The organism is Mycobacterium sp. E2989 (assembly GCF_001667595.1).
Lineage (GTDB): Bacteria > Actinomycetota > Actinomycetes > Mycobacteriales > Mycobacteriaceae > Mycobacterium.
The window spans coordinates 1-20312 of sequence record NZ_LZJX01000075.1 but is presented as its reverse complement, the minus strand read 5'-3'; the positions used below and the strand labels follow the sequence as shown (position 1 = coordinate 20312).

Genomic DNA, 20312 nt, shown 5'->3' with positions numbered 1-20312 from the left:
ATGACGCTTGCAAAACATTCGGCGGTCGCGCTGGCCGCCGCCGCGCTGCTGGCGGGTTGCTCGGCCGCGCGGCCCGCCGCCGGCTCCAGCCCCACCATGTCCATGGGTTCGATGTCGGCGTCCGCGCCGGCCGCCCCGGTGAGCGGCAACCAGGTCAACATCGACGGCTTCGCGTTCGCGCCCACCACGCTGACCGTCCCGGTGGGCACCACCGTCACGTGGACCAACCGCGACGAAGAGCCGCACACGGTGGCCGCCAGCGACGGGTCGTTCCACTCGCCGGGGATGGGGACGGGGGCCACCTTCACCCACACCTTCACCGACGCCGGGACGTTCGACTACGTCTGTTCCATCCACCCGATGATGCGCGGGACGGTGGTGGTGACGCGATGAACCCGAACATGAGCCGCCGCCAGCTGATGCGGCACACGGCGTGGTTCGGGGCGGCGGTCGGGTTCGCCGTCGTCGGCGGCGAGGTGATCTCGCATGTCGCCGGCGCATCGGCCGCCGAGCACGCGCACGCGCGGCCCAGCCTGCGATTCGCACAGGTCAGTGACAGCCACATCGGGTTCACCGGCGCGCCCAACCCGGACGTCACCGGGACGTTCGGCCACGCGATCGACCAGATCAACAACCTCGGCTACACACCGGATTTCGTGGTGCACACCGGTGACCTCACACACCTGTCCAGCCCCGAGCAGTTCGACCAGGCGAAGCAGATGATGAGTGCCTTGAAGACGCCGCACGTGTTCACCGTGCCCGGGGAGCACGATTCGGTCGACGACGCGGGGCAGAAATACCGGAGCGCCTTCGGTGCGGGCTCGGTCGGCGATGGCTGGTACAGCTTCGACATCGCAGGCGTTCACGTGATCGCACTGGTCAACACGTTGAACCTGCGCAAGCTCGGGCATCTGGGCACCGATCAGCTGGAGTTCGTGCAGAAGGACGTCGCGCGGCTGTCGAGCGACACCCCGATCATCGTGTTCAGCCACATCCCGCTGTTCGCGATGTACCCCGACTGGGGGTGGGGCACCGACGACGCGACCCAGGCCCTGTCCTACCTGCGCCGGTTCTCCTCGGTCACCTGCCTCAACGGGCATGTGCACCAACTGTTTTCCAAGACCGAGGGCAACGTGACGTTCTACAGCGGGACCACGACCGCGTACCCGCTGCCGCGACCCGGCGACGGCCCGGCGCCCAAGCCGGTCACCCTGCCCGCCGGCAAGCTTCGCGACGCGCTCGGCGTCCGCGAGGTGAGCTACACCCAGGGCGAGACCACCCTGGCGCTGAAAGAACGGACGTTGCAATGACTCTGCTGATCCGCATCGGCCTGGCCGCGTCACTGGCGGTCGGCGGCGCCAGCCACGCCTATCTGTATGTCCATGGCTACCGCCACATCCCGGACATCGGCGCCGCCTTCCTGGTCCAGGCCAGCGCGTCGTTCGCCATCGCGCTGCTGGTGCTGGCCGGCGGGCCCGCGTGGCTGCGCTGGGCCGGCGCGGCCCTGGCGGGCGGCTCGCTGGTCGCGTTCACATTGTCGAGAACCGTTGGGCTGAACGGCTTTTTGGAGCGTGGCTGGGAACCCGCGCCGTACGCCGCGCTCAGCGTGGGAGCGGAGGCGCTGACCGTGCTGCTGTGGGCGTTGTCGGTGAAGTGGCGGCCGCTGGCTAGGCGGTATCCGGAACCTCCGGAGTTGGCTTCGGCGTAGCCCGGTCCGCCGCGACGGCATCGGGAGGCGCCTCGGCCTCGGAGAGCTCGGCGTTGGCGCCGGACCACTTTCGCTTGAGGCGCGATTTGAGCCGCTGCGCCGGCTTCTCCACCAGGAACCAGCTTCCCGCGGCCAGCGGCAGGGTGGCGGCCGTCGAAATCACGAAGTAGATCAACGGATTCAGCCAGATCAACCCGCAGATGGCCAGCAGCTGTTGGGTGGGGAACGCGTAGATGTACACGCCGTAGGACAGGTCGGTGCGCAGCCGCAGCCGCCGGTGCTTGAGCAGGATGCCGGAGACCACCACCGCGTACGCCAGCGGCAGGGCGCCGACCACGCGGTAGTCGGGCAGCTGGCTGGACGCCAGCACGATCACCACGCTGACCGCGACGAGCGACCAACGGGCCGGAATCACGTCCTTCCATTGGTACAGCAGGGCGCCGGCCGAAAACGTAAGGGCGGAGCGGACAGCGAGCTGGGGGATGGTCCACACCCCGGGGTAAGTGAGCGGCGGCAACACCAGCGCGCCCAGCGTCGCCAGTATCAGGATCGCGGGCGACACCCAGCGGCGGTTGGCCAGGCCGACCAGGCCGATGATGGCAACGATGATGTAGCACATGAATTCCCAGATGAGGGACCACAGCGAAGCGTTCCATCCGCCCGCGTCGGGGATCCCCTTCGGGGTGTCACCGACGAAGTGATGCAGGTAGATCAAGGCGCTGTTTTTCCAGATGTACTCGAGCGGCGCGCTGGAGAACAGCAGTTTCGTGGGCGACCCGCCCTGGATCGCCACGCTGATCGGGGCGAAGGCTAACGCGGTGACGAGCAGGCAGACGTAGAAGCCGGGAAAAATGCGCAGGGCGCGGGCCGTGAAGTAGTCACGGGCCCGCGGGTCGTTGAGCCAGCTCGCGGTGATCAGGAAGCCCGAGATCGCGAAGAAGCCGTCGACGCCCACGGAGAACAACAGCTGGAGCGTCGGCGCGGGTGGCATGCGGCCCGTGACCGGAAAGGAGTGCCACAAGATGACCTCGGCCGCCAGGCCTAGCCGAAAAGCGTTCAGCGCGTTCCTTCGCGGATCGAACACCTGCCCGAGGTTCATCGGTCTCCACCCCTCGTCCGCCGCCAAAGCTGTCCGCGGCATCCTATGCCACGCCGCCCAGGGGCGTTCGGCTTTTCGGCCGTTCGGCGACTAGTGCGCCATACCTCGGAAGTCCGGCGGCAGCACGACCAGCGGCTGCTTGCCCGCGCCGGACCGCTTCGGTGCGAAGCGGTGTTTGAGCGATCGCGCGGGCTTTTCGACCAGGAACCAGCTCGCGAAGGCGAGCGGCACGGTGGCGACCGACACCACGCTGAAGATCAGCAGTCTGTTCGTGTTGAAAAGCCCGGAAACGGCCAGCAACTGCTGAACCGGATACGCGTAGATGTACATGCCGTACGAGATGTCCGTCCGCAGCCGCAGGCGCCGGTGTTGCAGTAGCGTGCCCGAGACCACGATGGCGTAGGCCAGCGGAACGGCGGCGATCACCCGGTAATCCGGCAACCGGCCCGCCAGGATGACGACGACAACGCTGACCGCGACGAGCGACCAGCGGGCGGGAATGGCGTCTCGCCATTGGTACAGCAGCGCCCCGGCCGAAAACATGATCGCGGTGCGGCAGGCCAGGAAGATCAGCGCGGTGCGCGCGTCGCCGCCGGGGTGATGCAAGACCTCGGGAAAGGTGATGGCCGGCATCAGCAGCGCACCGACGGTCGCCAGTGCCAGTATCGCGGGGGAGACCCATCGGCGGCTGGCCAGGCCCACCACGCCGATCACCCCGACGATCAGGTAACACATCACCTCCCAGATGAGCGACCACAGGGAGGCGTCCCAGTCGCCGGCATCGGGAATTCCGGTCGGTGTGCCGCCGACATCGAATTTCACGAACGCCACCGCCGCGTTCTTGAGGACGTATTCGAGCGGCGCCCCGGAAAGGATGAGTTGAACGGGCGAACCGCCCCGGATCGCCACGCCGACGGGGGCGATGACGAACGCGGTGACGAGCAGGCAGACGTAGAACCCGGGCAGGATACGCAGGGCCCGGGCCACGAAATAGTCGCGGACGTTTGGGTTGTTCAACCAGCTCGCGGTGATGAGGAAGCCGGAGATCGCGAAGAAGCCGTCAACCCCTATCGAAAAAAAAGTTGGAGGAACGTCCTGTTTGACGGGATGGGGCCGTTGAGCGAAAAGACGTGCCAAAAGATGACTTCGCCCGCCAGCGCCAGCCGCCACGCGTTTAGTGCATTGTTTCGCGGATCGATCACTTGCCCGAGTTTCATCCGCCTGCCTTTCGTCGGCACACGTTGTAATGGCGCCATCCTAACCAGACAGAACAGCAGAAAGGTAGGCCTAATGTGCCCTGAACAAACCCGGCGTAGCGAACGGCCGGCAGATCCATACCTCGCGAAATCTTCCGCCGTCGAGGCGCGCCCGCGCTATTGGGCGTCGAATTTGCGGCGCAAACCCTCGACGAACGCCTGGGTATCGGCCCAACCAGGCAATAGGCCGGCGGCGCGCACCTCTTCGAAAGTCGGGGCCGCGGCGTCGCGGGCGGAAAGCGTCGGGGGTGCGCCGTCGACCAGCGGCCATTCGATGCCCAGCGCCGGATCGGTCGGGCAAATGGTGTGCTCGCGCCCGGGGCTGTATTCGGCCGAGCACAGATACATCACCGTGGAATTGTCCTGCAGGGCGAGAAAGCCGTGCGCCAGGCCTTCGGAGATATAGATCGATTTGTGCTCCAGGTCGTCGAGCAACACGGAGTCCCACTGGCCGAAGGTGGGCGAGCCCTCGCGGATGTCGACCACCACATCGAATACCGAACCCGATACGCAGGTCACGTACTTGGCCTGGCTCGGTGGAAGTTGGGCGAAATGCAGGCCCCGGAGCACGCCGGCCGACGACACCGAGCAATTGGCTTGCGCGACGTCGAAGCGGTGACCCGCGAATGCGGTGAAGTCGTGGTCGGTCAGCCACTCGAACAACAGGCCGCGAGAGTCGCCGTGCAGGGTCGGGGTGATCTCCCACGTCCCCGGTATGTCGAGCTCACGAACTTTCATCTCACTGACCACGTCCTTCGTAGCGGGCTTCCGCGGCGTCCTTCAAAGGGCGCCACCAGGATTCGTTGGCACGATACCAATCGATGGTTGAGCTCAACCCCTCCTCGAAATCGGTATGCTTTGGCGCCCAACAGAGTTCGTCGTACAACGTCGAGGGGTCGATCGCGTAGCGCAGGTCGTGGCCGACCCGGTCGGTCACGTGGTCGAAGTCGTCGGGGTCGCGGCCCATCATCTTCAGCAGTGTGCGCAGCACGGTCAGGTTGTCGCGCTCGCCCTCGGAGCTGATCAGGTACGTCCGGCCGATCTCGCCCTGTTCCAGGATGCGCCGCACGGCGCTGTTGTGGTCGTCGACGTGGATCCAGTCGCGGACGTTGGCGCCGTTGCCGTACAGCTTGGGCCGCCGGCCGGTGAGGATGTTGGTGATCTGTCGCGGGATGAACTTCTCCACGTGCTGATACGGCCCGTAATTGTTGGAGCAGTTCGAGATCGTGGCCCGCACGCCATACGAGCGTACCCACGCCCGCACCAGCATGTCGGCGCCGGCCTTGGTCGCCGAATACGGGCTCGAGGGGTTGTAGGGCGTCGACTCGGTGAACCGGTGGGGGTCGTCGAGCTCCAGGTCGCCGTAGACCTCGTCGGTCGAAATGTGGTGCAGCCGCACGCCGTGGCGCCGCACCGCCTCCAGGATGGTGAACGTGCCGACCACGTTGGTGTGCAGGAAGGGCCCCGGGTCGTCCAGCGCGTTGTCCACGTGGCTCTCCGCGGCGAAGTGCACCACCGCGTCGGACTCGGCGACCAGCTTCGAGACCAGCTCGGCGTCGCAGATGTCGCCCACCACCAGGCGGATGGCGTCCTCGACGTCGGCCAGCGACTCGCGCCGGCCGGCGTAGGTCATGGCGTCGAGCACGGTCACCGAGTCCTCGGGGTGCTCGCGCACGGTGCTGTGCACGAAATTCGCGCCGATGAACCCAGCGCCGCCGGTGACCAGTAACCGCATGGTGCAAACCCTAACCGAGCGGCTCGATCAGCTTGTGCGAGTCAGCCCCAGCGGTCCGGCCAATTCGCTCAGCGCCGAAATCACCGCGTCGTCGCCCGCGGCGTCCAGCACCTGGACGGCGACGTGGTCGGCCCCGGCGTCGCAGTGTTCGCGCAGCCGTTGCGCGATGGCCTCCGGGGTGCCGTAGGCGACCACCGCGTCGATCAGCTTGTCGCTGCCCGGCTTGCGGACGTCGGCCTCGCTGAAGCCGAGCCGCAGCCAGTTGTTCACGTAGTTGCTCAGGTCCAGGTAGAAGTCGGCGTACCGGCGGCCGACCGCGCGGGCCTCCTCCGGGTCGGTGGTGAGCACCACCTTGTGTTCCGGCGCCAGGAACACGGAGTTGCCGACCAGTTCGCGGGCCTTGGCGGTGTGTTCCGGGGTGGTCAGGTACGGGTGCGCGCCGGCGCTGCGCCGCGCGGCCAACTGCAACACGCGCGGCCCGAGCGCCGCGAGCACCCGGCGGCTGGTCGGCACCATCGCCGCGTCGAGCTCGTCGAGGTAGGAGACCAGCGCGTCGTACGGCTTGACGTACTCCTGGGTGTGCTCGGGATGCCCGACGCCCACCCCCAGCAAAAACCTTCCGGGATAAGCGCTTTCGATGCGCTTGAAGGACTCGGCGACGGCCTGCGCGGGCGCGGTCCAGATGTTGACGATCCCGGTGGCCAGTTGCAGCGACGTCGTCCGCTCCAGGGCCGGTTCGACCCAGGACAGGTCGGCGTCCGGGGAACCGCCGACCCAGGCGGCGCCGTAGCCCAGCGACTCGATCCGCTCGGCCAGTTCGGGGGTGATGGAGCGCCCCGGCAGCCATACGCCGAATTGGCCCAGGTCGGGTTTCAGTGCTGCGGCGCCGGTCATCTACGTCCCCCTTATGCGTTCAATCCGAGCGGCCCCGCCAATTCGGCCAGCGCCGAGACAAGGTTGTCATCCTTCGTCAGCACCTGCACGGGCACGTGGTCGGCGCCGGCGTCGAGGTGCTCCTTCAGCCGGGCCGCGATGGCCTCGGGGGTGCCGTAGGCCACCACCGCGTCCACCAGGCGGTCGCTGCCCGGTTTGGTGACTTCCTCGTCGGTGAAGCCGAGCCGCTTCCAGCTGTTGCGGTAGTTGGCGAGCTGAAAATAGATGTCGAGCGCCCGCCGGCCGACCGCGCGCGCCTTCTCGGCGTCGGTGGTCAGCACCGCCTTGTGCTCGGGCGCCAGGAACGCCGACGGGCCGATCAGCTCGCGGGCGTGCGCGGTGTGCTCGGGGGTGGTGAGGTACGGGTGGGCCCCGGCGGCGCGCTCGGCCGACAGCTTGAGGACGCGCGGGCCCAGCGCGGCCACCACGCGGCGGTTGGCGGGCACCCCGTAGTCGTCGAGCTGCTGCAGGTACTCCGTCAGCGCGTCGTAGGGCTTGCGGTACTCGGTGTGCGCCTCGGGATGGCCGACGCCGATGCCGAGCAGGAACCGGCCCGGGTAGGCCTTGTCGATGCGATGGAACGATTCGGCCACCGGCTTGGCGGGTGCGGTCCAGATGTTGACGATGCCCGTGGCCACCTGCAGGGTGGTCGTCGCCTCGAGGATGGGCTCGACCCAGGCCAGCTCGGCCGGCGGCGAACCGCCCACCCAGACGGCCCCGTAGCCCAGGGCTTCGATGTCTTTGGCTTGTTGGGGCGTGACGCCGCGTCCGAACGATCCGAACCGGCCAAGATTGGGCTTGCTCGCTGCATCGGTCATGGTCGTTCCCAACCCGCCGGCGCAGGCCGCTATTCCGGGTCCAGCGAACTCGCGTCGGGGGGCGGCGGCTCCAGCGGCAGCAGCACGATGAACCGGGTGTCGCCGGGGACGGATTCCACCCGCAGGTCGCCGCGATGTTTCTTCACGACGATGTTGAACGCCAGATCGAGCCCCAGGCCGGTGCCCTGGCCGAAGGGCTTGGTGGTGAAGAACGGCTCGAAGATGTGCTCGCGGACGTCCTCGGGCACCCCCGGACCGGTGTCGCAGATTTCGACGCGGACCATGCTCTCGCCTTCGCGGCAGGTGCGGATGGTCAGCGTGCCGCCCGCATCACCCATCGCGGCGATCGCGTTGTCGATGATGTTGGTCCACACCTGATTGAGATCGCCTGGGTAGCAAGGGATTTCGGGAATCGATTTGTCGAAGTCCTTGGCCACCTGCACGGCGGCGTCGCGGCCCAGCCGGTCGGCGAACATCACCAGCGTGCTGCGCAGCAGATCGTGGATGTCGGCCACCTGGAAGGGGGCCCGGTCCATCTGCGAATACTGCTTGGCGTCGGCGACCAGGGCCGAAATCCGTTTGCTCGCTTCCAGGATCTGGTTCAGCAGCAGCTCGCCCTCGACGGTGTAGGTCAGCCAGCGGATGGCTTTCTCCAGCGACGTCGACGCGCCGAGCTCCTCGGTGGCCGCGGCGATGCGCTCCAGCCAATCGGTGTCGATGCCGCCCTCGACGAAGGTCGGGGCGATGTCCCAGCCGCCCTCGATGTCGTGGTCCTCGAGCCATTCGCCGACGGCGTCCTCCAAATCGGCCGTCTCGATCGCGGTCAGGTTCGTCGAGGCCGACTTGGCCACCTGGGCCGCGACCTCTTCCTGCAGCCGCACCAGCGCCCGCAGGGCCTCCGGGCTGACGGTGCCGTCGGCGAGCATCGCGAGCTTCTGGCGCATGCCGGCGACCCGCTGCCGCAGCTCCGACGCGGCGCGCACGGTGGCCGCGGCCGGATTGTTCAGCTGGTGGGTCAGCCCGGCCGACAACCGGCCCAGCGCCAGCAGCTTCTCCCGGTTGTCGATGATCCGGCGGGTGCGGTCGGTGCCGACGGCGATGCCGTCGAGCAGGTGCACCGCCATCGGGAACTGGTCCTTCATGAACTGGGCGAACACCGGCGCGTCCATCACGAAGAACCGGGAGGGCTTGGTCACGTGCACCGAGGCGTCGTAGCTCTTCTGTTTGCCGCCGGTGAACGCCCGCCAGGCCCCGCAGTAGACGCCGCGCTGCGAGGTGCGGTTGGTTTCGATGTCCTGGCCGCCGGAGAGCTTCGACATGGTCAGCTCGCCCTCGATCAGGACGTAGAAGCAGGTCGCCGGCTCACCCTCGACGCAGATGGGTCCCGGCTCGTAGTTCTCGATGTGCCCGTTGCTGCACAGCACCGCCAGCTGCTCGTCGCTGAGCGCCTCGAAGAGGAACAGGCTGCGCAGCTCGTCGGGCTCGCACGGGGTCTTGGCGGTCACGATTCGGCCAGGTAGCGGTGCACCAGCATGACGGCCATCGACCCCTCGCCGACTGCGGCCGCGACGCGCTTGGCGGACTCGGCGCGCACGTCGCCGGTGGCGAACACCCCCGGCACGCTGGTCTCGAGGTGGTGCGGCGGGCGGTCCAGCGTCCAGCCGCACACGTTGCGCAGGTCCGGTCCGGTAAGCACGAAGCCGTGGTCGTCGCGAGCGAGCACCCCGTCCAGCCACTCGGTGCGCGGGGCGGCGCCGATGAAGATGAACATCCGCGCGCAGGTGACGTCCTCGGTCTCCCCGGTCCGGTTGTCGACCAGGGTCAGCCGCTCCAGGTGGTCCGCTCCGACAGCGCGGCGCACCTCGGTGCAGGTGCGCACGGTGATGTTGGGCCGCTGCTCGATCTGCTGGATCAGGTAGTAGGACATCGAGGCGTCCAGCGACGGCGCGCGCACCACGATGGTCACCGACTTGGCCTCGCGGGACAGGTACATCGCGGCCTGGCCGGCGGAGTTGGCGCCGCCGACGACGTAGACCTCCTCGCCCGCGCATTCCGACGCGATGGACACCGCCGCGCCGTAGTAGACGCCCTTGCCGGTCAGCTCGCCGCAGCCCTCCGCGGGCAGCTGGCGGTAGGCGACGCCGGTGGCCAGGATGACGGCGTGCGCGTCGATGGAGCCGCCGTCGGCGAAGCGCACGGTGCGCTTGGGGCCGTTGACCTCCAGCGCGGTGGCGGTGCGGGCGGTGATCAGCTCGGCGCCGAACTTCTCGGCCTGCCGGCGGGCGCGGTCGGCCAGCTGGCCGCCGGACACCCCGTCGGGGAAGCCGAGGTAATTCTCGATCCGCGAGCTCTGGCCCGCCTGCCCGCCCGTCGCGGTGCGCTCGATGAGCACGGTGCGCAGCCCCTCGGACGCGCCGTAGACCGCGGCGGCCAGGCCGGCCGGGCCGCCGCCGATGACGATCAGGTCGTAGAACTCCTGCGACGGCGTGGTGGTCAGGCCCAGGGTGTCGGCCAGCTGCGCGTCGGTGGGCTCGACCAGGGTGTCGCCGCGCTCGGTGACGACGACGGGCAGCCGCAGGCCGTCCTCGCCGGCGGCCGTGAGCAGCCGCTCGCCGTCGGGCTCGTCCGCCATGAACCACGAGTAGTGCAGGCCGTTGCGGGCCAGGAAGTCGCGCACCTGCCAGGACCGCTCCGACCAGCGGTGCCCGATCACCTTGGTGTGCGGGATCGGGTGCTCGGGGGACGCCCGCCAGGCGTCCAGCAGCCCGTCGATGACGGGGTAGAACTTCTCCTGCGGCGGATCCCACGGCTTGAGCAGGTAGTGGTCGAGGTCGACGACGTTGATCGCGTCGATGGCGGCGTGGGTGTCGGCGTAGGCGGTGAGCAGCACGCGGCGCGCCGCCGGGTACAGGTCCATCGCCCGCTCGAGGAATTCGATGCCGCTCATCTGCGGCATCCGGTAGTCGGCGATCAGCACCGCGACCGTCTCACCGCGCAGCTTGAGCTCCTTGAGCGTCTCCAGCGCGTCGGGGCCCGACTCGGCGCGCACGATCCGGTGCCGGTCGCCGTACTGGCGGCGCAGATCGCGGGCGACCGCGCGGGAGACCGAGGGATCGTCGTCGACGGTCAGCAGGACCGGCTTGCGAGGCTGGGTGGATGGTTCTGCGGGACTCGCGGGACTCGTCATCGGATTCAAGTATGCCCTCGTCAGGGCCCTGACGGCAGGTCGAGGCGGCGCGTTGCCGGCCCGGCGGATTACGCTGCTGGCGATTTTGGGTCAGGCGCCTGACCAGGTATCGTGGGACAACGGTGCGTCATCCGCGCCGACTTTTTGCGTGCCCTGTCCTAGGAATTCCTGGAATTTCCTGCCCTTGGCTCACGTTTCTAGTCGGGCGAATGCTGCGCCGATATGGGCGCACTCAAGGATACGAAACCAAAGACGAGGATTGCTGAAGATATATGGCCAAGAAGGACGGTGCCATAGAGGTCGAGGGCCGCGTGGTCGAGCCCCTGCCCAATGCGATGTTCCGCATTGAGCTGGAGAACGGACACAAGGTGCTCGCCCACATCAGCGGCAAGATGCGGCAGCACTACATCCGCATCCTGCCCGAGGACCGGGTGGTGGTGGAGCTGTCTCCGTACGACCTGTCCCGGGGCCGCATCGTGTACCGGTACAAGTAAGCCCGACCAGACAACGAGAAGAACAGGATCGAACAGCCGTGAAGGTGAACCCGAGCGTCAAGCCAATCTGTGACAAGTGCAGGGTGATCCGTCGGCATGGGCGGGTCATGGTGATCTGCTCCGATCCGCGCCACAAGCAGCGTCAGGGCTGACCCGAAGCGCTTGCCACACAACTGAATGCAGACCTCCCAGCACCACTGAGCGGATAGGCCGTTCATCACGCCCGGAACGGAGGCCGGGCCCCGCCCCAAACTTTGGAGCGGGAACGGGCTGGGATCAGACCTCCGCATAGAAAAAGAGGAAACGCCACCTATGGCTCGACTAGTAGGCGTCGATCTCCCGCGCGACAAGCGGATGGAGATCGCGCTGACGTACATCTTCGGCGTCGGCCGCACCCGGTCGAACGAGATCCTGGCAGCGACGGGGATCGACAAGGACCTGCGCACCAGGGACCTGACCGACGACCAGCTGACCCACTTGCGTGACTACATCGAAGCGAACCTCAAGGTTGAGGGCGACCTGCGCCGCGAGGTGCAGGCCGACATTCGCCGCAAGATCGAGATCGGCTGCTACCAGGGCCTGCGGCACCGCCGCGGCCTGCCGGTGCGCGGCCAGCGGACCAAGACCAATGCGCGCACCCGCAAGGGCCCGAAGCGCACCATCGCCGGCAAGAAGAAGGCCAGGTAATCGCCCATGCCACCAGCCAAGAAGGCAGCCTCTGCGCCCAAGAAGGGGCAGAAGACCCGCAAGCGGGAAAAGAAGAACATCCCGCACGGCGCCGCCCACATCAAGAGCACGTTCAACAACACGATCGTGAGCATCACCGACCCCCAGGGCAACGTCATCGCCTGGGCGTCGTCGGGTCACGTCGGCTTCAAGGGTTCGCGGAAGTCGACCCCGTTCGCCGCGCAGCTCGCCGCCGAGAACGCCGCGCGCAAGGCGCAGGAGCACGGCGTGCGCAAGGTCGACGTGTTCGTGAAGGGCCCGGGTTCGGGCCGGGAGACGGCGATCCGCTCGCTGCAGGCCGCGGGCCTCGAGGTCGGCGCGATCTCCGACGTCACCCCGCAGCCCCACAACGGCTGCCGTCCGCCGAAGCGCAGAAGGGTCTAGGAACAAGGATCATGGCTCGTTACACCGGACCCATCACCCGCAAGTCGCGCCGGCTGCGCACCGACCTCGTCGGTGGCGACCAGGCGTTCGAGAAGCGCCCCTACCCGCCCGGCCAGCACGGCCGCGCGCGGATCAAGGAGAGCGAATACCTGCTGCAGCTGCAGGAGAAGCAGAAGGCCCGTTTCACCTACGGCGTCATGGAAAAGCAGTTCCGCCGCTACTACGAAGAGGCCAACCGCGTCTCCGGCAAGACCGGTGAGAACCTGCTGCGCATCCTGGAAAGCCGGCTGGACAACGTCATCTACCGCGCCGGGCTCGCCCGCACGCGCCGGATGGCCCGCCAGCTGGTCAGCCACGGCCACTTCAGCGTCAACGGCGTGCACGTCAACGTGCCCAGCTACCGGGTGTCGCAGTACGACATCATCGACGTGCGCGAGGGCTCGCTGAACACCGTGCCGTTCCAGATCGCGCGGGAGACGGCGGGCGACCGCCCGATCCCGAGCTGGCTGCAGGTGGTCGGGGAGCGCCAGCGCATCCTGATCCACCAGCTGCCCGAGCGGGCGCAGATCGACGTGCCGCTCACCGAGCAGCTGATCGTCGAGTTCTACTCGAAGTAAGACTCCCCGCGCTGAACCCGGCGCAGGGCTGCGACGATCGCAAGCGCGGTGAAGCCGGGCGCGGCGGGTCGGAGCGGACAACACAGTCGGCATCAAATAGCGGGTGCCGAGAAGGAGAAGAAGAAACACCATGCTGATCTCTCAGCGACCCACCCTGTCGGAGGAAGTCCTCACCGACAACCGCTCGCAGTTCGTCATCGAGCCCCTGGAGCCCGGATTCGGTTACACCCTGGGCAATTCGCTGCGGCGCACGCTGCTGTCGTCGATTCCCGGCGCGGCCGTCACCAGCATCCGCATCGACGGCGTGCTGCATGAGTTCACCACCGTCGCCGGGGTGAAGGAAGACGTCACCGCGATCATCCTGAACCTCAAGGGCCTGGTGGTGTCCTCGGAGGAGGACGAGCCGGTCACCATGTACCTGCGCAAGCAGGGCCCGGGCGCGGTCACCGCGGGTGACATCGTGCCGCCCGCCGGTGTGACGGTGCACAACCCCGACATGCACATCGCGACGCTGAACGACAAGGGCAAGCTCGAGGTCGAGCTGGTCGTCGAGCGGGGCCGCGGCTACGTGCCGGCGGTGCAGAACCGGGCCTCCGGCGCCGAAATCGGCCGCATCCCGGTCGATTCCATCTACTCGCCGGTGCTCAAGGTCACCTACAAGGTCGACGCGACCCGTGTCGAGCAGCGCACCGACTTCGACAAGCTGATCCTGGACGTCGAGACCAAGAGCTCGATCACCCCGCGCGACGCGCTGGCGTCGGCCGGTAAGACCCTGGTCGAATTGTTCGGTCTGGCACGCGAACTCAATGTCGAGGCCGAGGGCATCGAGATCGGGCCGTCGCCGGCCGAGGCCGACCACATCGCCTCGTTCGCGCTGCCGATCGACGACCTGGACCTGACCGTGCGGTCGTACAACTGCCTCAAGCGCGAGGGCGTGCACACCGTCGGCGAGCTGGTCAGCCGCACCGAGTCCGACCTGCTCGACATCCGCAACTTCGGTCAGAAGTCCATCGACGAGGTGAAGGTCAAGCTGCACCAGCTGGGCCTGTCGCTCAAGGACAGCCCGCCGAGCTTCGACCCGTCGCAGGTCGCCGGCTACGACGTGGCCACCGGCACCTGGTCCACCGAGGGCGCCTACGACGACCAGGACTACGCGGAAACCGAACAGCTTTAATCAGTCTGGTGACGATGCGGCCGTGCAGCGGCCGCTGAGGAACCGGACACAACTAAAGACGTCCGTCCCGGCCCTACCTGATACGGGGGTCGGCCCCACTTAGGAGATAGTGCAATGCCCAAGCCCACCAAGGGTCCTCGCCTCGGCGGGTCGTCTTCGCACCAGAAGGCGCTGCTGGCCAACCTGGCCACGTCGCTGTTCGAGCACAACCAGATCAAGACGACCGAACCGAAGGCGCGCGCGTTGCGGCCGTATGCCGAAAAGCTGATCACGCACGCGAAAAAGGGCACGCTGCACAACCGTCGCGAGGTTCTCAAGAAGATCCGCGACAAGGACGTGGTGCACAAGCTGTTCGAGGAGATCGGGCCGTTCTTCGCCGACCGCAACGGCGGCTACACCCGCATCATCAAGGTGGAGCCGCGCAAGGGCGACAACGCCCCGATGGCGGTGATTCAGCTGGTGCTGGAGAAGACGGTGACCTCGGAGGCCGAGCGGGCGCGCCGGACCAAGACGCCCAAGAAGGCGCCGGTCGCGGCGGCGGCGGCACCTCAGGCGGCGGTCGAGCCTGAGGAAGCCGTCGGTCCGACGGCCGAGGAGGCGACCGAGACCGAGGCCAACGAGACGCCGGAGGCTTCGGAGTCCACCGAGGCTTCGGAGGCGACCGAGGCCGAGGCCGCCGCCGAGGAAAAGCACGACGAGGCCATCGAGGCACGCGCCGAGGCGGAGAAGGCCGAAGAGGCCGACGAGGCTGACGAGAGTTAACGATCACGTCCGTCTGCGGCTCGACATCGCCTATGACGGAACGGAATTCGCGGGCTGGGCCGCTCAGGCCGGCCAGCGCACCGTGGCCGGGGTTCTCGACGAGGCGCTGACCACCCTGTTCCGCACCACGGTGCGCCTGCGCGCTGCGGGGCGCACCGACACCGGCGTGCACGCCACCGGGCAGGTGGCCCACCTCGACGTGCCGCTGGACGCGCTGCCGAACGCCTATCCGCGCTCGCCGCACGTGGGCGAGCCGGAGTTCCGGCCGCTGGTGCGCCGGCTCGGCCGGTTCCTGCCCACCGACGTTCGAGTGCTCGACATCGCCCGCGCCCCAGCGGGTTTCGACGCCCGGTTCTCGGCGCTGCGGCGCCATTACGTGTACCGGCTCTCCACGGCGCCCTACGGGGCGCAGCCGCAGCAGGCGCGGTATGTCACCGCGTGGCCGCGCCCGCTGGACGTCGACGCGATGGCCGCGGCGTCGCGAGAGCTGGTGGGGCTGCACGACTTCGCCGGGTTCTGCCGGCACCGACCCAACGCCACCACCATCCGCGACCTGCAGCGCTTCGACTGGGCGCGCGACGGCGACCTGATCACCGCGCACGTCAGCGCCGACGCGTTCTGCTGGTCGATGGTGCGCTCGCTGGTCGGGGCGCTGCTGGCCGTCGGCGAGCACCGCCGACCGGCGTCGTGGTGTCGCGAATTACTCGGCGCCACAAGCCGTTCCAGCGACTACGCGGCCGCGCCGCCGCACGGGCTGACCCTGGTGCGCGTCGACTACCCGCCGAACGACCAGCTGGAAGCGCGCAACCTGGTCACCCGGGACCTGCGCACCCGCTAAACCTTGGCGGCGACGAAACGCGCGGCCTGGTTCGTCAGGCCCGGCACGTAGCTCAGGTGCGCCGCCCACTGGGTGCCGCCCGAGCAGATCGGGTCGCCCGGGTTGCACAGGTCGATGGTCTTGCCGCCGAATTCCGGTGTCAGCGCGCTCATCAGCTGGCCCGCGCGGCCGGACGGATTGCCGAACAGCGCGACGGCGGCCACGTGATCGGCGGCCGCGGCCGGCAGCGGCTGGCGGAAGCCCAGCCCGGACACCGGTGCGGCCGTGACGATGTCGACCACCGCGGCGCCCTGCGAGTAGCCGCCGAGCACCAGCTTGGTGTTGGGGCAGTTGCCGGCCATCTGCTGGATGTGATTGCTCGCGTCGTTGGCGCCGTCGGCGGCGGCCAGGAAATCCTTGTTGGCCGGGTAGTTCACCCCATAGGAGCCAACGCTTTTGGAAGTCTGCTGGCGCAGCGCGTTGACGAACGCCCCGCCGACCTTGCCGACACCCGGCGGTTCGTCGGTGCCGCGGGCGAATACCACCTCAACGCCGGGGCACGAGGCGAACGCTTGCGGAAGCAGTTGCGGAGCAACCACTATCGCGCCTCCCGCGAGCAGCCCGGCGCCCAGCGTCAACGGAATAAGCCTCACCCCACGATGTTAGGGGCGCGATGATCGCGGGCCGGTAACGATTCAGACGAGAGGAGCTTGCGGAGTCACCGTGTCGGGCGCGGCCGGAGCCGGAGCGGTTCCGCCGTGGATCGACGGCGGCGAGCCGGGGGTCTGCCCGTTGACCGGTGACGGCGTGCTGCCGGGAACCGGACCCAGCGGCGGTCCGAAGCCGGGAACCGACTGGCCGGTGCCGGCCAGCAGCTTGGAGGCGACGAACGCGGCGGCCTGCGTGGTGTACACCGGAACGTAACCCTCGGTGTGCCCGCTCCACTCGTTGCCCGGGCCGGCGTGGCAGATCGGGTCGTTGGGATTGCACAGGTCGATCGCCTTGGAGCCCAGCAGCGCGCTCTGGCTGGGCAGCGTGCCGCCGGCGCGGTCGGCCACGTCGCCGAAGGTGGCGACGGCCGCGATGTTGGGGGCGTACTGCGCCGGCAGCGAGTTGCCCCAGTTGATGCCGCCGATCGGCACGCCGGCCACGATGTCCATCACCGACGCGCCCTGCGAGTAGCCGCCCAGCACGATCTTGGTGTTCGGGCAGGTCTCGACGCTCTTCTTGACGCGGTCGATGGTGTCGTTGGCGCCGTCACCGCCGTGCAGCTGCAGCTTGCTGGCCGCGTAGTTCACCCCGTAGGGGAGGATGTTCAGGTGGGTCTGCTCGCGCAGCGAGTCCACGAAGGCGTCGCCCACCCGGCCCAGGCCGGGCGGCTCGTTGGTGCCGCGGGCAAAGATGACCTCGACGTCCGGGCAGTCAAATGCGGAGGCCGTCGGCGTCGCAGCGGGGGATACGAGCAGGCCGGCGGCGGTGACCACTGCAGAAACCCCCGGGCCCACCCAGCGACCTAAGCGGTGGGAAAACACGCCGTAACTTTACCTACCCTAAGCACGGTTCGAAAGTTCGCTGGCCTGTGGATCAATTAAGCGGCCGCGCGGCCGGCCGCTTTACCGTGTGCCCAGGAAGTACGGGGGTTGGGGGATCAGTGCCGGGTCGGCCGACCACGTGGCTGCACGTCAGCGGTCACCGATTTCTGCTGCGTCGTGCCGAGTGCGCGTTGCTGGGTGGGGATATCCACACGCTCAGCGCACGCTCGCCCTCGTCAGGGGCGGCGCTGACGGCCGGGTGCGCGCTGGCGGCTATCGCCGTCGCGGTGGCTGGGCTCGCTGGTTTGCTGCGGCCACGGGTGGCGCTGGACGAGGCCCAACTGGTGATGGGGCGGGAATCCGGTGCGCTGTACGTGCGGGTGGGCGATACCTGGCACCCGGTGCCGAACCTGGCATCCGCGCGGCTGGTCGTGGGGACGGCGGCCAGCCCCCGATCGGCACCCGAGGCCGACCTGGCGCGGGCCAAACGCGGCCCGCTGCTGGGCATCCCGGGCGCGCCGCAGCTCATCGGCGAACCGTTGCCGGCGGCCGACTCGGGCTGGACGATCTGCGATACGGAAGGCCCCGGCGCGACGACGGTGATCGCGGGGCACACCGACGAAACGCCGGTCCGCCGCCTGGGCGCTGGGCAAGCCACCCTGGTCGCGGCCGGCCCGGGTTCGCCGACTTACTTGCTCTACGACGGGCAGCGGGCCCTGGTGGACGTCACCGACGCCGCGGTGGTGCGCGCGCTCCGGCTCGACGGGCGCGCACCGCGCCGCGTCTCGCCCGCGTTGCTGGATGCGATCCCGGAGGCGGCGCCGATCAGGACGCCGAGGGTGCGCGGCGCCGGCGGAAGGGCGGCTGCGTTGCCCGGATTTGCGGTGGGCAGTGTGGTGCGCGTCACACAAGCGGGCGGTGACGAGTATTACGCGGTGCTTGCCGACGGCGTCCAGCGCATCGGGCAGGTGGCCGCCGACCTCCTGCGCTTCGGCAACTCCCAGGGCACGGCCACCGTCGTGGCGGTGGCGCCCGACGCGATCCGCTCCGCCCCGATCGACGACGCGCTGCCGGTGGCCGGCTTCCCCGACCGGGCGCCGACGCTTTCGGACGACGTCAGCGCGTTGTGTGTCTCCTGGCCGGTTGTGCCGCCCGGCGAACCCGGCGTCACGTTATCGGTCGGCAGTGGGCTGCCGCTCCCGCCGGGTCGGACGCCGATGTCTTTGGCGCAGGCCGACGGCCCCGGGCCCGCCCTGGACGCCGTGTACGTGCCGCCCGGGCGGAGCGCCTACGTGCGGGCCGGCGCGCGCTATTTGGTCACCGACTCCGGGGTGCGCTTCGCGATTCACGACGACGACGCCGCACACGACCTCGGACTGCCGGCGGCGATCCCGGCGCCGTGGCCGGTCCTGGCCCTGCTCCCCGCTGGGCCGGAGCTGAGCAGAGAGAAGGCGTCAATCCCCCGCGACTCCGTCACGGGCTCCCCGTAGTGAGTCACCACCCTTGCCGTGTAGACGCCTGTGCCCCATCATTCGGCCGGCCAACGCTTTCAGCATGGCGGGTCGGAAACGTGGCCCACGCCATCGCGCCGCATTTCATGCACAGCCGTGCGTCGCTGACTACATCAACCTGTCGGCGTGGGCCGTACACTTTCCACATACTTGCCGATTCACTCGACGTAGCGGGTCGAGGTTTGAGAGAGGCGGACGCTATGGGTGTTCAGTCAAGTGCGCACTTCGGGGTAGAGGGACAGAGCCGCGAGGACGCATTGGCCGAGATGCGCGCCTGCCTCGAAGGATTCGAGAAGGAACGGTATGGGGTGTCACAGTTGCGGGTTGAAATCGGTGACGGTGACAGCGTTTTGATCAATCTGGTGATGGTCAGCGACGACGTTGTGGATGCGGATGCGGATGCTGCCGCTGCAGCTGCGGCGATCATCGAGGTTCTCCGTGGTTCTCCACACAGTTCACATTGGCGAGAGCGGCAGCGGGAATTGACGCTCGCCTAGTCGAAGCGCTGGGTCAGTACCTGTCTGCATAATGGCGTCGTCGAGCCAGAGTCCTTTGACCCGGCGGCAGCGATGCCGTATGTGGTTGCGCGAATGCACCTCGGACGTGCTCACGGCGCTGAGCGCCGGTGTCCTCGGGATGGCCGGGATAGGCGCATCGTGGCTTTGGGTCCGCCCGATCGTCTTGACTCTGCTACTGGTGGGCCTAGCAATCGCGGTTGCGTCCATCGCTTATGAACGGACCAGGCATCGCCCTACGCTCACCCAATTGACCATTCAGAACACCCATCTGATTCGGCAAGTCGAGGACCTTAGCAACCGCGTCACCGCGCACACCGTTCGCTTAATCGACATCGTCAACATTCTTCTGCGCGAACTTGCCACTTCGGTGAACATCTACTCGAACGACACCCGCTTGTCGGTCTACCGGCACCGGGATAATTCCCTTTATCTTGTTGGGCGGGTATCACCGAACGTCGACTACGCGCGGGTCGGCCGGGACTCATATCCCGACACACAGGGTTTCATCGGCCGATTGTGGCGCGGAGTAGGTACCCCGACGGTTGTGACCATGCCCGCTAGCCGTGCTGACTGGGAAGAAACACAGGTCCGGTCGTATGGCTTCACCGACGTAGACGCCCGCGGCCTTCGAATGCAAACTCGCGCAATGACCGGCATCAAACTGCAACTGCACGACCACGGTGAAGCCTTCGGGGTTCTCTGCATCGAGTGCGATAGGCCGCGCTCGACCGTTCGGGCGGGCACGATCAATTCGGTCGTAGAAGCGACCGAGTTCAAGACCCTGACTTCCATCCTCCACTTCGCGGTAATGGGTATGACCGAAGCGGAAGCTCGGGAAGGCTTGACGCAGGGACGTTGATGACGTGCCGGTTACCTAGTGCCGAAACCGAGCGCTAGGGGTCCTAACGGGGCCTTGGTTCAGTTACGAAGATCACTGCCTGACGCGAGGCGCAACCATCGACCCGTTCAACCTGACCGACTCCCGGTACCCCGTCGTCGGCCCCCCGCCACGCCGGCGACCAGCGCGATCGCCAACGCGGC

At 68.0% G+C, this 20312-nt stretch carries 23 protein-coding genes and 1 pseudogene; 14 read left to right on the top strand and 10 right to left on the bottom strand.

Annotated elements, in window-relative coordinates; translation table 11 throughout:
• From A5680_RS13565 to A5680_RS13555, 3 genes are read left to right on the top strand one after another with little or no spacing between them, the layout of a single operon-like run.
• Positions 1-393 (top strand): cupredoxin family copper-binding protein, encoded by a 393-nt coding sequence (locus A5680_RS13565; protein WP_082970359.1) that lies wholly within the window; start codon positions 1-3, stop codon positions 391-393.
• Positions 390-1310, top strand: coding sequence for a metallophosphoesterase (locus A5680_RS13560; RefSeq protein ID WP_055405461.1), 921 nt, complete (start codon positions 390-392; stop codon positions 1308-1310). The genes A5680_RS13565 and A5680_RS13560 overlap by 4 nt, the downstream gene beginning before the upstream one ends.
• Positions 1307-1708, top strand: a complete 402-nt coding sequence (locus A5680_RS13555) for a hypothetical protein (protein ID WP_067820086.1) — start codon at positions 1307-1309, stop codon at positions 1706-1708. Before A5680_RS13560 ends, A5680_RS13555 begins: the two co-directional genes overlap by 4 nt.
• On the opposite strand, the gene A5680_RS13550 is transcribed toward A5680_RS13555, so the two are convergent.
• The 8 genes and pseudogenes from A5680_RS13550 to A5680_RS13515 all read right to left on the bottom strand — a co-directional run bounded on the left by A5680_RS13550 (position 1668) and on the right by A5680_RS13515 (position 10736).
• Positions 1668-2807 carry an acyltransferase gene (locus A5680_RS13550; protein WP_055403397.1) on the bottom strand — a complete coding sequence of 380 codons (1140 nt, stop codon included), beginning with the start codon at positions 2805-2807 and terminating at the stop codon, positions 1668-1670. The genes A5680_RS13555 and A5680_RS13550 overlap by 41 nt on opposite strands.
• Before the next feature lie 90 nt (positions 2808-2897).
• Positions 2898-4024, bottom strand: a pseudogene (locus tag A5680_RS13545) (acyltransferase family protein).
• 156 nt (positions 4025-4180) lie between these two features.
• Positions 4181-4801: a dTDP-4-dehydrorhamnose 3,5-epimerase gene (gene rfbC, locus A5680_RS13540; protein ID WP_055403420.1), complete on the bottom strand. Its 621-nt coding sequence runs from the start codon at positions 4799-4801 to the stop codon at positions 4181-4183.
• Position 4802: 1 nt separating this feature from the next.
• Positions 4803-5798, bottom strand: a complete 996-nt coding sequence (gene rfbB / locus A5680_RS13535; protein WP_067820083.1) for a dTDP-glucose 4,6-dehydratase — start codon at positions 5796-5798, stop codon at positions 4803-4805.
• A gap of 27 nt (positions 5799-5825) precedes the next feature.
• The gene (locus A5680_RS13530; RefSeq protein ID WP_055403399.1) at positions 5826-6692 is read right to left on the bottom strand and encodes an LLM class F420-dependent oxidoreductase; all 867 of its coding nucleotides are present in this window, start codon (positions 6690-6692) and stop codon (positions 5826-5828) included.
• Between the two features lie 11 nt (positions 6693-6703).
• Positions 6704-7549: an LLM class F420-dependent oxidoreductase gene (locus A5680_RS13525; protein ID WP_046182367.1), complete on the bottom strand. Its 846-nt coding sequence runs from the start codon at positions 7547-7549 to the stop codon at positions 6704-6706.
• A 29-nt stretch (positions 7550-7578) separates the two neighbouring features.
• Positions 7579-9054: an ATP-binding protein gene (locus A5680_RS13520; protein ID WP_067820081.1), complete on the bottom strand. Its 1476-nt coding sequence runs from the start codon at positions 9052-9054 to the stop codon at positions 7579-7581.
• Positions 9051-10736, bottom strand: a complete 1686-nt coding sequence (locus A5680_RS13515; protein ID WP_055403421.1) for an FAD-dependent oxidoreductase — start codon at positions 10734-10736, stop codon at positions 9051-9053. The genes A5680_RS13520 and A5680_RS13515 overlap by 4 nt, the downstream gene beginning before the upstream one ends.
• Positions 10737-11008: 272 nt before the next feature.
• Here A5680_RS13515 and infA point away from each other — a divergent pair, with 272 nt between their 5' ends.
• The 8 genes from infA to truA all read left to right on the top strand — a co-directional run bounded on the left by infA (position 11009) and on the right by truA (position 15731).
• On the top strand, positions 11009-11230 hold the full coding sequence (gene infA / locus A5680_RS13510; RefSeq protein ID WP_003418601.1) for a translation initiation factor IF-1: 222 nt from the start codon (positions 11009-11011) through the stop codon (positions 11228-11230).
• A 38-nt stretch (positions 11231-11268) separates the two neighbouring features.
• Positions 11269-11382, top strand: coding sequence for a 50S ribosomal protein L36 (gene rpmJ, locus A5680_RS25245; RefSeq protein WP_003879483.1), 114 nt, complete (start codon positions 11269-11271; stop codon positions 11380-11382).
• 160 nt (positions 11383-11542) lie between these two features.
• Complete coding sequence (gene rpsM / locus A5680_RS13505; protein ID WP_007167900.1) at positions 11543-11917, top strand: 30S ribosomal protein S13; 375 nt, start codon at positions 11543-11545, stop codon at positions 11915-11917.
• 6 nt (positions 11918-11923) lie between these two features.
• Positions 11924-12340, top strand: a complete 417-nt coding sequence (gene rpsK, locus A5680_RS13500; protein WP_046182344.1) for a 30S ribosomal protein S11 — start codon at positions 11924-11926, stop codon at positions 12338-12340.
• 11 nt (positions 12341-12351) lie between these two features.
• Complete coding sequence (gene rpsD / locus A5680_RS13495) at positions 12352-12957, top strand: 30S ribosomal protein S4 (protein ID WP_055403401.1); 606 nt, start codon at positions 12352-12354, stop codon at positions 12955-12957.
• Positions 12958-13087: 130 nt separating this feature from the next.
• Complete coding sequence (locus A5680_RS13490; RefSeq protein ID WP_055403402.1) at positions 13088-14131, top strand: DNA-directed RNA polymerase subunit alpha; 1044 nt, start codon at positions 13088-13090, stop codon at positions 14129-14131.
• Positions 14132-14245: 114 nt separating this feature from the next.
• Positions 14246-14893 carry a 50S ribosomal protein L17 gene (rplQ, locus tag A5680_RS13485; RefSeq protein WP_067820078.1) on the top strand — a complete coding sequence of 216 codons (648 nt, stop codon included), beginning with the start codon at positions 14246-14248 and terminating at the stop codon, positions 14891-14893.
• Positions 14880-15731 carry a tRNA pseudouridine(38-40) synthase TruA gene (gene truA / locus A5680_RS13480; RefSeq protein WP_082970358.1) on the top strand — a complete coding sequence of 284 codons (852 nt, stop codon included), beginning with the start codon at positions 14880-14882 and terminating at the stop codon, positions 15729-15731. Before rplQ ends, truA begins: the two co-directional genes overlap by 14 nt.
• On the opposite strand, the gene A5680_RS13475 is transcribed toward truA, so the two are convergent.
• Together A5680_RS13475 and A5680_RS13470 are read right to left on the bottom strand one after the other, a co-directional pair.
• On the bottom strand, positions 15728-16348 hold the full coding sequence (locus tag A5680_RS13475) for a cutinase family protein (protein ID WP_055403405.1): 621 nt from the start codon (positions 16346-16348) through the stop codon (positions 15728-15730). The genes truA and A5680_RS13475 overlap by 4 nt on opposite strands.
• 57 nt (positions 16349-16405) lie before the next feature.
• On the bottom strand, positions 16406-17242 hold the full coding sequence (locus tag A5680_RS13470) for a cutinase family protein (protein WP_067820072.1): 837 nt from the start codon (positions 17240-17242) through the stop codon (positions 16406-16408).
• 119 nt (positions 17243-17361) lie between these two features.
• Here A5680_RS13470 and eccB point away from each other — a divergent pair, with 119 nt between their 5' ends.
• From eccB to A5680_RS13460, 3 genes are all read left to right on the top strand, one after another.
• A complete protein-coding gene (eccB, locus tag A5680_RS13465; RefSeq protein ID WP_055403407.1) occupies positions 17362-18732 on the top strand; it encodes a type VII secretion protein EccB in 1371 nt (456 codons plus the stop codon).
• Between the two features lie 221 nt (positions 18733-18953).
• Positions 18954-19250, top strand: a complete 297-nt coding sequence (locus A5680_RS25755) for a hypothetical protein (protein WP_156349556.1) — start codon at positions 18954-18956, stop codon at positions 19248-19250.
• Between the two features lie 268 nt (positions 19251-19518).
• Positions 19519-20130 carry a hypothetical protein gene (locus tag A5680_RS13460; RefSeq protein ID WP_156349557.1) on the top strand — a complete coding sequence of 204 codons (612 nt, stop codon included), beginning with the start codon at positions 19519-19521 and terminating at the stop codon, positions 20128-20130.
• The last annotated feature ends 182 nt before the right edge of the window (positions 20131-20312 follow it).

Bases quoted from the DNA above. Each gene is read 5' to 3' on its own strand.
- A5680_RS13565 (WP_082970359.1), top strand. From the start codon at position 1: ATGACGCTTGCAAAACATTCGGCGGTCGCGCTGGCCGCCGCCGCGCTG.
- rplQ (WP_067820078.1), top strand. From the start codon at position 14,246: ATGCCCAAGCCCACCAAGGGTCCTCGCCTCGGCGGGTCGTCTTCGCAC.
- A5680_RS13525 (WP_046182367.1), bottom strand. From the start codon at position 7,549: ATGACCGATGCAGCGAGCAAGCCCAATCTTGGCCGGTTCGGATCGTTC.
- A5680_RS13515 (WP_055403421.1), bottom strand. From the start codon at position 10,736: ATGACGAGTCCCGCGAGTCCCGCAGAACCATCCACCCAGCCTCGCAAG.
- rpsD (WP_055403401.1), top strand. From the start codon at position 12,352: ATGGCTCGTTACACCGGACCCATCACCCGCAAGTCGCGCCGGCTGCGC.
- rfbC (WP_055403420.1), bottom strand. From the start codon at position 4,801: ATGAAAGTTCGTGAGCTCGACATACCGGGGACGTGGGAGATCACCCCG.
- A5680_RS13550 (WP_055403397.1), bottom strand. From the start codon at position 2,807: ATGAACCTCGGGCAGGTGTTCGATCCGCGAAGGAACGCGCTGAACGCT.
- rfbB (WP_067820083.1), bottom strand. From the start codon at position 5,798: ATGCGGTTACTGGTCACCGGCGGCGCTGGGTTCATCGGCGCGAATTTC.
- rpsM (WP_007167900.1), top strand. From the start codon at position 11,543: ATGGCTCGACTAGTAGGCGTCGATCTCCCGCGCGACAAGCGGATGGAG.
- A5680_RS13490 (WP_055403402.1), top strand. From the start codon at position 13,088: ATGCTGATCTCTCAGCGACCCACCCTGTCGGAGGAAGTCCTCACCGAC.
- A5680_RS13560 (WP_055405461.1), top strand. From the start codon at position 390: ATGAACCCGAACATGAGCCGCCGCCAGCTGATGCGGCACACGGCGTGG.
- A5680_RS25755 (WP_156349556.1), top strand. From the start codon at position 18,954: ATGGGTGTTCAGTCAAGTGCGCACTTCGGGGTAGAGGGACAGAGCCGC.
- rpsK (WP_046182344.1), top strand. From the start codon at position 11,924: ATGCCACCAGCCAAGAAGGCAGCCTCTGCGCCCAAGAAGGGGCAGAAG.
- A5680_RS13530 (WP_055403399.1), bottom strand. From the start codon at position 6,692: ATGACCGGCGCCGCAGCACTGAAACCCGACCTGGGCCAATTCGGCGTA.
- infA (WP_003418601.1), top strand. From the start codon at position 11,009: ATGGCCAAGAAGGACGGTGCCATAGAGGTCGAGGGCCGCGTGGTCGAG.
- A5680_RS13555 (WP_067820086.1), top strand. From the start codon at position 1,307: ATGACTCTGCTGATCCGCATCGGCCTGGCCGCGTCACTGGCGGTCGGC.